General features: G+C 68.9%; 11 protein-coding genes. 5 read left to right on the top strand and 6 right to left on the bottom strand.

From position 1 onward, the window contains the following. Window positions 1–5: 5 nt before the first annotated feature. The 5 genes from V3391_RS13695 to V3391_RS13675 all read left to right on the top strand — a co-directional run bounded on the left by V3391_RS13695 (window position 6) and on the right by V3391_RS13675 (window position 5,718). Window positions 6–809: a MetQ/NlpA family ABC transporter substrate-binding protein gene (locus V3391_RS13695; RefSeq protein WP_332078999.1), complete on the top strand. Its 804-nt coding sequence runs from the start codon at window positions 6–8 to the stop codon at window positions 807–809. 149 nt (window positions 810–958) lie between these two features. Further along, window positions 959–1,366, top strand: coding sequence for a hypothetical protein (locus V3391_RS13690; RefSeq protein ID WP_332078998.1), 408 nt, complete (start codon window positions 959–961; stop codon window positions 1,364–1,366). Between the two features lie 200 nt (window positions 1,367–1,566). Beyond that, a complete protein-coding gene (locus V3391_RS13685; RefSeq protein ID WP_332078997.1) occupies window positions 1,567–1,971 on the top strand; it encodes a DUF2946 family protein in 405 nt (134 codons plus the stop codon). A 112-nt stretch (window positions 1,972–2,083) separates the two neighbouring features. Beyond that, entirely contained in the window at window positions 2,084–4,315 is a 2,232-nt protein-coding gene (locus tag V3391_RS13680; protein WP_332078996.1) for a TonB-dependent receptor, read from the top strand. A 2-nt stretch (window positions 4,316–4,317) separates the two neighbouring features. Beyond that, window positions 4,318–5,718: a PepSY-associated TM helix domain-containing protein gene (locus V3391_RS13675; RefSeq protein ID WP_332078994.1), complete on the top strand. Its 1,401-nt coding sequence runs from the start codon at window positions 4,318–4,320 to the stop codon at window positions 5,716–5,718. Window positions 5,719–5,734: 16 nt separating this feature from the next. On the opposite strand, the gene V3391_RS13670 is transcribed toward V3391_RS13675, so the two are convergent. From V3391_RS13670 to V3391_RS13645, 6 genes are all read right to left on the bottom strand, one after another. Further along, complete coding sequence (locus V3391_RS13670) at window positions 5,735–5,908, bottom strand: oxidoreductase-like domain-containing protein (RefSeq protein ID WP_425497262.1); 174 nt, start codon at window positions 5,906–5,908, stop codon at window positions 5,735–5,737. Between the two features lie 2 nt (window positions 5,909–5,910). Continuing rightward, on the bottom strand, window positions 5,911–6,777 hold the full coding sequence (locus tag V3391_RS13665; protein ID WP_332078993.1) for an acid phosphatase: 867 nt from the start codon (window positions 6,775–6,777) through the stop codon (window positions 5,911–5,913). Between the two features lies 1 nt (window position 6,778). Further along, on the bottom strand, window positions 6,779–7,753 hold the full coding sequence (locus tag V3391_RS13660; RefSeq protein ID WP_332078992.1) for a transaldolase: 975 nt from the start codon (window positions 7,751–7,753) through the stop codon (window positions 6,779–6,781). Window positions 7,754–7,786: 33 nt separating this feature from the next. Continuing rightward, window positions 7,787–8,977, bottom strand: a complete 1,191-nt coding sequence (locus V3391_RS13655; protein ID WP_332078990.1) for a CaiB/BaiF CoA transferase family protein — start codon at window positions 8,975–8,977, stop codon at window positions 7,787–7,789. A gap of 126 nt (window positions 8,978–9,103) precedes the next feature. Continuing rightward, entirely contained in the window at window positions 9,104–11,005 is a 1,902-nt protein-coding gene (locus V3391_RS13650) for a glycoside hydrolase family 127 protein (RefSeq protein WP_332078988.1), read from the bottom strand. Then, window positions 11,002–13,224, bottom strand: a complete 2,223-nt coding sequence (locus tag V3391_RS13645; protein ID WP_332078987.1) for a formylglycine-generating enzyme family protein — start codon at window positions 13,222–13,224, stop codon at window positions 11,002–11,004. The genes V3391_RS13650 and V3391_RS13645 overlap by 4 nt, the downstream gene beginning before the upstream one ends. Window positions 13,225–13,238 lie beyond the last annotated feature (14 nt).

Genomic DNA, 13,238 nt, shown 5'->3' with positions numbered 1-13,238 from the left:
CCGACATGGCCCTGCTGCCCCGACTCGCCACTGCCGCCCTGCTGCTGTCCGCCCTCGCCGGTTGCGGCGGTGCCGGATCCGGCGCGGATGGCGAACGCCTGACGATCGCCGCGACCGCAGTGCCGCACGCCGAGATTCTCGAAGTGGTGAAGCCGTTGCTGGCCAAGGACGGCATCGATCTGCAGGTGCGCATCTTCAACGACTACGTGCAGCCCAACGACCAGGTCGTGCAGGGCCAGATCGACGTCAACTACTTCCAGACCGAGCCCTACCTCGACGCGTACAACCGCGATCGCGGCACCGATCTGACGACGCTCGTCGGCGTGCACATCGAACCCTTCGGCGCCTACTCGCGCCGCTACACCTCGCTGGACGCGGTGCCGGACGGCGCCGACGTGGTGATCCCCAACGACCCGAGCAACAACAGCCGGGCGCTGATCCTGCTGCACCACAGTGGCGTGATCACGCTCAAGGATCCAGACGACGCGCTGGCCACGCTGCGCGATATCACCGCGAACCCGAAGCACCTCAAGTTCCGCGAACTCGACGCCGCGATGCTGCCCCGCGTGCTCGACCAGGTGGACCTCGCGCTGATCAACACCAACTACGCGCTCGATGCCGGTCTCGATCCCGGCAAGGACGCGCTGGCGATCGAAGGCAAGGATTCGCCGTACGTGAACTTCCTCGTCGGGCGCCCCGACAAGAAGGACGACCCGCGCGTGCAGAAGCTGATTACCGCACTGACCGGCGAAGAAGTCCGCAGCTTCATCCAGACGAAGTACCGCGACGCGGTGATTCCGGCGTTCTGACGGGCGGATGCGCCCATCGGACTCCGTCGTTTCGCACTGGAGATTCTGTCGCGGCCGCGGTGGACAGAGGCTTGATCCGCGCGTGAGAATCCAGCGCTTGCGGATCCGGGGTGGAGACGCACAGGAATGTGATACGCAAGGAGCGCTTCTTGAAACGTGTATGGCGGGTGGTCGCGCTGGGACTGTTCGGCATCACCCTGATCCTGTCGGTCGGGTGTTCCGCTTCCGGAAAATACGAAGGCGATGCGTCGACCTTCGTGTTCGTCATGATTCCGGAGTCGATCTGGCCGGTCGCGCGCGGAGAGAAATATGAAGACCCGATCCATACCGCTCTGCAACAGGATGGTCTGGGCGAAGTGACTGGCGGTGGCAGCCAGGTCGGCCCGCCCGGGTCGGATGGCGAACCTACGATCGAATGGGTCGGCATCGATATCGAGCTTTTCGACCTTCCGCGCGGCCTGGCTCTGCTGCGATCAGAGCTGAAGCGGATCGGCGCGCCTGCAGGCACGACCTTCGAGTACGAGCACGACGGCAAACGGGTCTCGGAGTCCCTCTGAGCCTGTCTCGCGGCGCGCCAACGTGCTGCCTCGATACGCAGGTTCCTGTAACGCCGCTCGCCAGGATCGAGCGGCGTGCCACGTCTCGATCCACGCGACCTGCTTCGCGGCTTTCGTCCTGCGCAGGTGCGACGATCGGTCGCGGCCTGCAGCGTGCGCATCGTTGTCCCAATGCGTGCATGCGCGAATAGACTGCTCCGATGATCGCGGGCCGCCGGTTCCAGCATGCATTCGCCTGGCTGTCGCTGACGGCCGTGCTGCTGCTCGCGCTGCTGCCGTCGATCGGACGCATCGCGCATGCGCACGACGGCGCGCCGCGCATGATCCTGATGGAGATGTGCACGATGGGCAGCGAGAAGCTGATCAGCATCGTCGATCCCCACAGCCTGCTCGACGATGCGCCGCGCCCGGCGCCGTCGGCGCATGTCGACATGCAGGACTGCGGCTACTGCCCGCTGCTCGCCACCGCACTGCTGGCGGTGTTGTGGTGCGCGATCGCGCGCCTGCTGCACGTCCCGCAGTGCGCGCGCGTCGTGCATGCGTTCCGGCGGGTCGAACGCCATCCCTGCGGACTCGGCTCACGCGGCCCGCCACTCGCGGCCTGAGCTGAGCTGCGGCGACCGCTCCGGTCGCCATTTTTCCTGCGATGACCGCGCGTGCGTGGTCTCGCCCGTGCGCGCGTGTCCATACCGCGCCGCACCCGCACTGGATGCCCACATGTTCCGTTCCGCAATCACCCGGCCTGCGCCGGCCGACACCCTGTTCCGTACAACGCCCGCGATCTCCCTGCTCGCCAGCCTGATCGCCGCCACAGTGGCGGCGCCGGCTTCCGCCCAGTCGTCGACGGACGCCACACAGCGGGCGACCACGCTCGACACCCTGCAGGTGCAAGGCCAGCGCCTGCGCACGCGCGACGCGCCGCAGGAGACCGGCAGCCGGCTCGGCCTCTCGCAACGCGAAACCCCTGCATCACTGCAGGTGATCGACCGCGAGGCGATCGCCCGCAAGGGCGCGCGCACCACCCGCGAAGTCTTCCAACTGGCCGATGGCGCGATGGTCGGCAACGTGCCCGGCAATCCGGCGGTGGTGACGTTGCGCGGCTTCAGCGGCAACACGATCTCGGTGCTGCACGACGGCGTGCGCATCGGCGCGTCCACCTTCGTCACCCGCGATGTCGACACCTGGGGACTGGAGCGCGTCGAAGTGCTGCGCGGACCGGCGTCGGTGCTCTACGGCGAGGGCGCGATGGGCGGCGCGATCAATCTGGTCTCACGTCGGCCGGACACGGACGCGCAGGTGATCGACGCCATGTTCGGCGTCGGCAGCTTCGATACCCGCCGCGCGGGGTTCGGCATCAACCAGCCGCTGTCGGACACGCTGGCGCTGCGATTCGATGCCAGTGGCCTGCGCTCCGACAGCCTCTACGACATCGCACACAACCGGGTCGAGATGTCGACGCTGTCGACCAGCCTTGCGTGGACGCCACACGACGCGCTGTCGATGCTGCTGTCCTGGCAACACGCCGAGGACGACAGCACCGGCACCTACCAGGGCTCGCCGATGGTGGCAATCGAGGACGCCATCGCACCGTCGCGTGTGGTGCGCAGTGCGAACGGACTGGTGATCGACGCGGCCACGCGCCACGTCAACTACAACCCGATCGGCGCGTACACCGGCGCACGCAGCGATCTGCTGCGCTGGAACGTGGCGATCGATCTCTCGCCCGAATGGCAACTGCGCAACGATCTGGCCTGGTACCGGGCGGATCGCGACTTCGTCTATTCCGACGACTGGCTCTACGACCGCGGCACCGGCCTGTACGCGCGTGGCGCGCAACGTGTGTTCCACGATCACCGGTTCTGGAACGAGCGTATGGCGCTGTCCCATGACGGGCCGTTCGCGGGGCGTCGCAACCGGTTCACCGCAGGCGTCGAGCTCAACGGCACCGATTTCGTCAATCCGCGCCAGAGCGGCAGCACGACGCCGGTCACGCCGGTCGATCCGGATGTGGGCGTGTTTCCCGGTGCGGATTCGCCGGTGTACACCAGCGATCAATTGTTCCGCACCGATCTGCGCACGCGCGCGGTATTCGTCGAGAACGCATTCAATCTCACGCCACGCTGGCTGCTGGTCGGCGGCCTGCGTTACGAGCGGATCGATCTCGAGCGCAGCATCGACAACCGCATCACCGGTGCGACGACTGCTTTCTCGCCGCGTTATTCGCCGCTGTCGTGGCGCGTGGGCAGCGTGTTCGATCTGCGCGACGACGTGCAGCTCTACGGCCAGTTCTCCACCGCGGCCAGCCCGGTGTCGAGCCTGCTCACGATCCAGACCGCGTCGGGCATCTTCGATCTCACCGACGCGACGTCCGCCGAGATCGGCATCAAGGCCGATGCCTGGAACGAGCGCCTGTCGCTGACCGCGGCCGCGTACAGGATCGAGCGCGACGACATCCTGACCCGCGATCCGGCGAATCCGTCGATCAGCGTGCAGGGCGGACGCCAGTCGTCGCAGGGGCTGGAACTGTCGGCGGATCTGCAGGCCACGCGCGGCCTACGACTGGACGCATCAGCCACGTGGGGACGCGCGCGTTTCGATGAACTGATCGAAGCCGGTGGCGTGGATCGTCGTGGCAACCGTCCGAGCAACGTGCACAATGGCACCGCGACGCTCGCAGGCACCTACCGGTTCGCGCGCGTGCCCGTGTCGATCGGCGCCAGCGGCCAGCACGTCGGCGGCTTCTACACCGACACCGCGAACACGATCCATGTCCGCGGCCGCACCACGTTCGATGCCTGGGCGAGTTACGACTGGCGCCGCGCCTCACTGGCGCTGCGCGTGCGCAATGTCGGCGACGCGCTCTACGGCGAGTACTCCGGCTATCCGGCCACCCACGTCTATCTCGGCGCGCCGCGCAGCGTCGAGATGACACTGCGCACGCGGTTCTGACGATGGCCCGTCTTCCGAAGTCTGCAGATGCAAGCGATCGCTACCGGCTGTTCTGGCGCTGGCATCTGTACGCCGGCCTGTTCGTCGCACCGTTCCTGGTCATCCTCGCGATGACCGGGGCGGTGTATCTGTTCAACGACGAACTCGACGACGCGCTCTATCCGCAACTCCGCTTCGCACCGGCGCCGTGGTCGGAGCGTGTCGCGCTGGCACAGATGATCGACACCGCCGAAACGGCCGTCGACGACGCGACCGCGACGCGCATCGATGTGCCCAGCGATCACACGCGCAGCGCGCGCGTGCATATGGCGACGGCCGAGGGCGACACGCGCGTCGCATTCGTCGATCCCGGCAGCGGCACGCTGCTGGGTACGCTCGTGCCGGCGCGCACGCTGGTCGGCATCGCGGACCGGCTGCACGGTTCGCTGATGCTCGGCACCTTCGGCCGCTACGTGATGGAGCTCGCCGCGTGCTGGGCCGTGCTGCTGATCGTGTCCGGGCTGTATCTGGCCTGGCCACGCGATGGCCGCCGCGCATGGCGTGCATTGCTGCCGGACCTGCGGCAGCGCGGACGCGCATTCTGGAAGTCGCTGCACACCGCGGTCGGTCTGTGGGTCGCGCTGCTGGTGCTGTTCCTGATCTTCACCGGTCTCCCGTGGGCGGCATTCTGGGGCGGCTGGATCCGCGGCGGCGCGGAACTGATCGGCGAAGGCTATCCGCCGGTGTATCGGCGTTACGCCGCGGTCGATGCGCCGACGGTCGGCAGCGACTTCAACGACGTGCCGTGGACGCTGCAGCAGGCGCCTCTGCCACCGGTCTCGCCGGACGCGCATCACGGCCATCACGGCGCACCGGGCCCGCAGGCCGGCGCGGCGCGCGCATGGACGCCAGGTGGGCTGGAGCGCGCGATCGCGCATGTGCGCGCGGCCGGCACGCAGGACGATCTGCGCGTGTTCCTGCCCGCCGACACGCGCGGCGCGCTGATGGCCTACACGTATCCGGATCGTCCGCAGGGGCAGATCACCTATCACTTCGATCGCGACGGCGCGCTACTGGTCAGTGCCGGCTTCGCCGACTACGGCCGCGTGGCGCAGGCGATCGAGCTGGGCGTGCAGCTGCACATGGGCAACTACTTCGGCCGCGCCAACCAGCTCGTGATGCTGGCCGCGTGCATCGGTGTCGTGGGTCTGGCGATCAGCGGCTTGGTGATGTGGTGGCGCCGGAGACCCGCCGGACGTCTCGGCGCGCCACGGACCGCGCGCCCTGCACCGACACGCGTGCTGCTCGGCCTGATCCTCGCGATGGCATTGCTGTTGCCCCTGCTCGCGGTGTCGATGATCGTCGTGTACGTCTTCGACCGCTGGCTGCGGCCGCGCATTCCGGCGCTGCGTTGGCTCGATTGAAGCCGGTACGGCGCGATCAGTCTTCGCCCGGATGCCGCGCCCGCCACGCCTTGAGCTGCTCGCGGTAGTACTGGAGCTCTTCGTTGTAGGTGTCGTGCACGCAGACGGCGCAGCCGCTGTCACAGCAATCGCTGGGCAGCGGCGCTTCGGGCGGCTGCGGGCGCGGGTCGGGATGCGTGGGGCTGGACACGGTCAGTCGCGGTCGTCCGCGGCCGGGATCGGCGACTGCCGCAGGCCGACGGTTTCGGTGTCGCAATGCGCGGGCGTCGCGCCGGCTGCGCGTTGCGCGGCGATCTCGGTGCGTGCGGCGTCGAGGTCGGCGCGGAACGCGGGCGATGCCTGCAGGCGCGCGAAGGTGGCCGCGCCGACGCGTTCGCCTTCGACGATGTCGCTGTGCCAGTGCACGTTGCAGACCAGCCGGCTCTCGCCGAATGCGCGACCACGTTGCAGCAGTGCGTCGCTGCGCTCGGGCGCGAGTTCGACCAGCGCCAGCGTCCACGCCCAGCCGATCGCGGTGTGGCCCGACGGATACGAGGCACTGGTCGTCAGCCGCTCAACGTCTTCGGGCGTGCACACCGGTGCGGCGTTGCGCACGAAGGGGCGGCCGCGCTGCCAGTGATCCTTCGCCGCGCGACCGGCATTCGACGCATCGGCGAGGCTGCGCCGCAGCAGGCGCACGAGATGCGGTGTGCGGTCGGCGCTGATCTCGACGCCGAGCGCGCAGGCGAACAGCGGCTCGGCGGCCGGGAACGTCAGATCGGCATCGACCGTGGCCTGACGCCAGCGCGCGGTGTCGTGCAGGGCGAGACTGCGCGCGGCGATCGCATCGTCATGTGCCTGCGCAGCCGAACCCGGCGCGGGCGGCGCCGGCAGCAGCGCGCGGCTGTCGAACGCAGGCGCGTCGAGATAGCCGATCGTGACCCCGGGCCGGCTTTCCGGCACGACCACGGCCGCGCCGGGCGCGGACGCCTCTCGCGCGGGCAGCGCGCAGGCGACCAGCATCGACAGCAGCGCGCCGCACGCGGCGACGCGCATGCCGTCCCGCACACGCGGGCGCATGTCAGCGGGCCTGCAGGCGCTGGGCGATGGTCGCCCGCAGTGCGTCCAGATCCTTGGCGAACGCGGCGATGCCGTCGCGCAGTTTCTCGGTCGCCATCGGATCGGCGGCGAGGTCGGCGGCGTAGCGCGCGCCATCGACCGGCGGTGCGATCTCGCCGTCGCCCTCGTCCGCGTCGAGCTTGCGCGGCAGCTCGCCATGCTCGGCGTCGAGCTTTTCCAGCAGGTCCGGCGAGATCGTCAGACGGTCGCAACCGGCCAGCGCCTCGATCTGCGCGGTCGAGCGGAACGACGCGCCCATGACCACCGTCGGCGAACCGCGACGCTTGAACTCGGTGTAGACGTCGCGCACGAAGCGCACGCCCGGATCGTCGTCGATCGTCGCCGGCGTGTCGCCGCGCGCGACGTGCCAGTCGAGAATGCGGCCGACGAACGGCGAGATCAGGAACACGCCGGCCTCCGCGCAGGCGATGGCCTGGGTGCGGTTGAAGATCAGCGTGAGATTGCAGTCGATGTCTTCGCGCTGCAGCTCGCGGGCGGCGCGGATGCCTTCCCAGGTCGCGGCGATCTTGATCAGCACGCGCTCGCGCTGCACGCCGGCATCCTGGTACATCTCGATGAACTGGCGCGCCTTGGCGATCGTCGCCTCGGTGTCGAACGACAGATCGGCATCGACCTCGGTCGACACGCGACCCGGCACCAGACCGGCGAGCTTGCGGCCCACGCCGATCGTCAGGCGGTCGACGACCTTGCGCGCGACGGCGTCGACGTCGCCGTCCAGATCCTCGGCGCGTTCGAGCTCGCGCTCGACGAGATCGGCGTAGATCGGCAGGTCCAGCGCCTTGCGCACCAGCGTCGGGTTGGTGGTGCAGTCGACCGGCTTCAGGCGGGCGATGGCGTCGGCATCGCCGGTGTCGGCGACGACCACGGAGAGCTCGCGCAGCTGTTCGAGTTTGGACGCGGATGTTGCAGCAGACATGGACACCTCGGGGTTCGGGACGCGCGCCGCGTGTCAGGCGGGCCCGTCATTGTCGCGCCCGGCGTCGTCGAGGGCCACCCTGACCGCGTCCGAGTGCTCGCCGAGCCCGGGCGCGGCGAACGGGGCGGGTCCCGGCGTGCGGCCGAAGCGGATCGGCCGGGAAACGCCACGATAGCTGCCCAGTCGCGGGTGATCGATGGTCGCCACGATCTCCTCGGCCAGTACCTGCGGGTGTTCGAACATGTCCTCGACCGCGCGTGCGGCCGCGCAGGGCACCGCGTCGCCGAAACGTGCTTCCCAGTCCAGCGCGTCCCGCGTGGCCAGCGCCGCGTGCAGCTGCGGCAGGATTTCGTCGGCATGCACGGCGCGCTTGCGCACGCTGTCGTAACGCGGATCGGCGGCCAGTGCATCGAGACCGGTCAGCGCGCACAGCGCCTGCCAGAACCGCGGCGTGTTGGCCGACACGTACAGCCAGCCCTCGCGCGTGGGATGCAGGCCGGTCACGCCGCCCGAGCGCATGTCGCGGCCGATGTCGAGCGCCTCGCCTTCGGCCCAGACCATGCGCGCGGACTGCATGGTCAGCGCGCTGCGCAGCAGCGACACGCCGACGAACTGGCCTTCGCCGCTGCGCTCGCGCTCGAACAGCGCGGACGACACGCCGGCGGCGAGCAACGCGGCCGCGTAGTAGTCGACCACCGAGCCGTAGATGATCTCCGGTGCGCCACCGCGCTTGCCCTGCAGCGTGCACATGCCGGTCATCGTCTGCAGCACCTGGTCGTAGCCGGCCTTGTCCTTCAGCGGACCGGTTTCGCCGTAGCCGGTGACCGCGCAGTAGATCAGCCGCGGATTCAGCGCCGACAGCGTGGGGAAATCGATCGCCAGCCGTTCCGGCACGCCGGGGCGGAAGTTGTGCACCAGCACGTCGGCCTCGCGCACCAGGCGATAGAGCACGGCGCGATCGTCGTCGTCCTTCAGGTTCAGGGTGACGCCGCGCTTGCTGCGGTTCACGCCGAGAAACGCGCGGCTTTCGTCGGCGAGCGTCGACGGATAGTTGCGCAGGTTGTCGCCATCCGGCGGCTCGACCTTGATCACGTCGGCGCCCTGGTCGGCGAGCAGCGCGCACCCGTAGGGACCGGCGATGTACGCGCTGAGATCGAGCACGCGCACGCCGCTCAGCGGCCCCGGCGGCCCGCTGCGACCGCTGTCGAAGATGGAACCCGTCATGTCGTCCGACATCCTTCCCAAGCTGCGGCGGTGCCCGCGCGCAGTCTGCGCAAGCCCGGCATCGCAACCCATCCGTCCTGTCTATGTTCTCGCGCCACAGAAACTTGCTTGCGCAGGGGCATCATCTCAAAGCGCTCCGCAATCTCCGCTGTCCACGCCGCCCTGCGGCGCCAGGCCCAGCCAGGTCAGCCGCCAGATGCGGTCGGCACGCGCGCCGAGGCCGTAGTACGGCGCGAAATCGATCGGCGCACGATCGTCGAGATGCAGGCGCAGGCCGACGGCCGGCGCATCGCCCTGCGGCGCCAGCGTCTCCAGACGGATCTGCGCATCGTCGTCGGGCAGACGCACGATCTCCGATGTCTTGTAGCCGTCGATCAGTCCGGTCGCATACGCCAGCGGGCCGCGTCCGAACGCGATCCAGGCGTAATGCAGCACCTGCTGGCGCACCGGGCTGCCGTCGGGGGCACGCGAGATCTGGACGTTGCGGTAGCTGCGGCGATGCACGCGCGGCGACATCGGCAGATCGAGCGTCACCACGTCGCCGTCGCGCCAGGTGCGCGCGAGGCTGGCGTAGTCGCCCGCGACGAGCGCAGCGTCGAAGGGCGCACCATTGAGCGCCAGCGTCGCGCCCTGCGCCCACGCCGGAATCCGGATGTGCAGCACGAAGTCCGCCTCGCGTTCCACATCCAGCGTGAATTGCACGGCGCCATCGAATGGATAGCGCGTGTCCTGCACGATGCGCACGCGCCCGGCGTCGATGCGATCGAACGTCGCCTCGCTCGGCCCGAGCAGGTTCACCACCAGGCCATCGTCGCGCTCGGCGTAGGCGATGCCCTGCAGTTCCTCGATCGCCATCGCGCCGCTGGATTTGCAGCACCGCCAGTAGTTCGTGTGGATGCGCTGACCGTTGGCGTAGGAGTAGTAGCACCAGTCCTCGCCGTTGGGCGCCTGCGCGCCGAGCAGATCGTTGTAGGCGGTGCGTTCGATCTCCTCGGCGTGGCGCGCGTGACCTGTGATCGCGAGCAGTTCGCGGTTGAGCTGCAGCCAGGCGAGGATCGAACAGGTTTCGACGTACGCCTGCGGGTCGAACACGAAGGCCGGATTGAACACTTCGCGCGAGCGATGGCCGATGCCGCCGAACGGCCCGCCGCCGAGACTCAGGTGATGGTCGGCGATCGCCTGCCACTGCGCGTCGAGTACCGCACGATGACGCGGATCACCGCTGACGCGCGCGAGCTTGGCCAGGCCGACGAGGTTCCAGCACAGCTGGTAGGCCTTGCCGGTCGCGATCTCGGACGGATCGGCGCCGTCGAGCGCGCGTTCGATCAGCGCCAGACGCGGATTGGCATTCATCTGTTCGACGATGCGATGCGCCAGCGCAAGCAGATCCGCATCGCCGGTCAGCGCATGCAGATCCATCACCGGATCGAGCAGCACCGTCGCCGACATGCCGTGGTGGTTGCCGACACTGGTGATGTCGATGCCGTCGACGCAGAACGTGCGCCAGCACAGCGCGCCGATCCGTCGTGCGGCGTCGAGTGCGCCCGAATCCGGAAACGCGCGATGTACGTCGAGCAGGCCGAGCAGCAGATAGGCGTGCGTCCACACGTCCCAGGTGCGCAGCGCCGGCTCGCCGTTCCAGCTTTCGGGCTTCGGCGGCTGCGGCACCATGAAGCGTCGGTGCGGCGCATAGGTGCCGAGATAGCCGTCGGTGTCCTGCACCGCGTGCAGATAGGACACCACCGCGCGCAGATGCGCTTCCAAAGCCGCGTCGCCGCTGCGCGCCGCCGCCTTCGCCGCCGCCGACAACCACTTCCCGGCGTGTTCGCCGTACCAGTCGCCCTCGTCGTTGTGCGCGCGATGCGCGGGATCGAAGATCGCGATCGCGGGGCTGTCGGGACCGGTGACGAAGGTCGACAGGCGGCCGCGGCGGTTGGCATCGAGCGCATCGCCCAGCAGGCCGCGCAGTTGCACCTGCGACGGTGCGGGCGGCCGCTGTACGTCACGCACGGTCGTCGGTGTGCTCATTGCGCGCCCCCGCCGGCATCCACCACGCAGCGAAAACCGATCGTGCCCGAACGGTCCTTGCACGGTGCCATCAGCAAGTACTTGCCGTGCTGGTCGAGGCGGTAGGCCTGCGGGAAATACCAGTGCGAGGTCTGCGGCTGGTAGCTGCTGCCGCCGCGCAAGATCGCCGCGCGTGTGTGGTCGTCGGCGAACGCGTCGGTCCACTGCCAGACGTTACCGACCAGATCTTCGACGCCGAACGGCGATGCACCCTGCGGATGCGCGTCGACATCGGCGGGCGGCTGCAGGCGGCGTCCGCGATTGACCCGCGGCGCGAAGCTGTCGTGCCAGTCGTTGCCCCAGGGGTAGCGGCGACCGTCGATGCCCTGCGCGGCGTACTGCCACTCCCATTCGCGCGGCAGACGCTTGCCGGCCCACGCGGCGTAGGCACGGGCGTCTTCGAGCGACACCCAGATCACCGGCTTGCGGTCCCAGCCGGCGCGCGGCGCGCCGTCGACCCAGTGCCGCAGGAAGTTGTGCGCGTCACGCGGCGCGTAGCCGCTGTCATCGATGAATCGCTTGAACTGCGCGTTGGTGACCGGATGGCGGTCGATGTGGAACGCCGCCAGGTCCATGCGCCGCCGGTGATGGCGACGTGGACTGTCTTCCCACGGATACTGCACGTCGACGCCGGACCAGTTGAAGCCTTCGATCTCGATGCCGCCGACCTGGAACAGGAAGCTGTCGGCCGGCACAGTGACCATGCCCTCGGGGGCGTCGGCCTGCGGCGTCGTCGACGCCACATCGACCAGCGTCTGCGGGAGCGTACGCCAGGCCGCCGAGTGCGCGCCGAGCGGCTGCGCCGCCTGCGCGGCCACCGTTGCGAGGAAGCCGTCGAGACCTTCGACCGGTGCGCCGGCATCGACTGCGAGCACAGCGCCGAAACCGCGCGTTTCCATCGGCAGTTCGAACAGCGCCTGGCCATCGACGATGCGCGGCGACAGCGCACGTCCATTCCAGACGTCGTAGTAGCGCGTGCCCTTGACGTGCGGCTGCGCGAGCTGTTCGCCATCGACGGCGTACGCATTGCGATTGACCAGCGTCCACAACGTGCGGCCCGCCCCGGGGAACCGGCTGATGAACACCCCGCGCTGCAGACTGGTCTGGTACGGCGCCCAGTCCATCGACACGACGAGATCGGGGAACTGGCGATAGATCGTGGCGATGCGGCGCAGGACTTCGGCATCGCGCGGGGTGAACTGGTTCCAGATCCCCCAGATGTTCTCCCAGGCGTTGTAGCCGATGCCGTTGAAGAAGCAGTACTGCAGGTCGTGCGTGCGGTCGCGGCCCCAGCGGTTCTCGTAGTTCACCATGTGCCGCGGTTCGAGCCACTTCCATTTCGACACCGGCGGCACCGGCCCGTCGGGCGCCTTCTTGCCCCAGCTCTGCACGTTCCAGATCAGCTGTTCTTCGGAACTGATCGTCGATTCGGGCTGCAGCACCACGGTGCGGCCCAGACGCTGGCAGGCATCGAAGAACGCGCGCGGTACGCCGTTGAAGGTGTCGCCGTTGATGCCGTCCGCGCCGACCGCCGCGACGATCTCTGCGAGGCCTTCCCAGTGGCTGACGCCGGGATCACGCGTGCCGTGGTCCCAGGGCTTGGCCGGCAGGAATACGCGCACGCCGCGCGCCTGGAAGGCCTGTACGGCTTCACGCAGGCCGTCGAGACCACCGGGCATGTCGTGGGCGAGATCGAACTGGTTGCGGTCGTCGACGCCGATGTTCGGATAGACGTACCAGATCAGCACCGAATCGAGGCCGCCGAAGCGCTCGACCAGATCGTCGAGATAGCGGTCGACGGTGTAGGTGCCGGTGTCGGGATCGAAGAAGTAGCGGTCCTCGACCATCATCTGCGCGTGCACGAAGTTGCGCTGCGCCCACTGCAGGTCGGGATGGCGGTAGTTCGCGTCGTCGTAGCCGATGCGCACCAGGTGTTCACGGCGCCAGTCGCGCAGTTCGGCCAGCCAGTCCTGCGCGCTGTCGTTGGCGTCGATCATCCAGTCGCCGATGTCGGCGAACGGCCAGCCGGGCGCCTTGCCCGGTGTCGGCAGATACCGTCCGGTGGTGACGTGCGAGAACTTGTACTCGGTGCGGCGCGGCGCCGGGCCGTAATCCGCGTCGACGGGCCTGCCGTCATCGGGCTGGTCCTCGTCGAGCGTGCGGTAGGGAGACGGACTCATGGGGGAACTCTCGA

Origin of the sequence: Luteimonas flava (genome assembly GCF_036584485.1) — a bacterium.
Classification (GTDB): domain Bacteria; phylum Pseudomonadota; class Gammaproteobacteria; order Xanthomonadales; family Xanthomonadaceae; genus Luteimonas; species Luteimonas flava.
The sequence above is the reverse complement of the archived record's forward strand: the minus strand, read 5'-3'. Positions and strand labels throughout refer to the sequence as shown.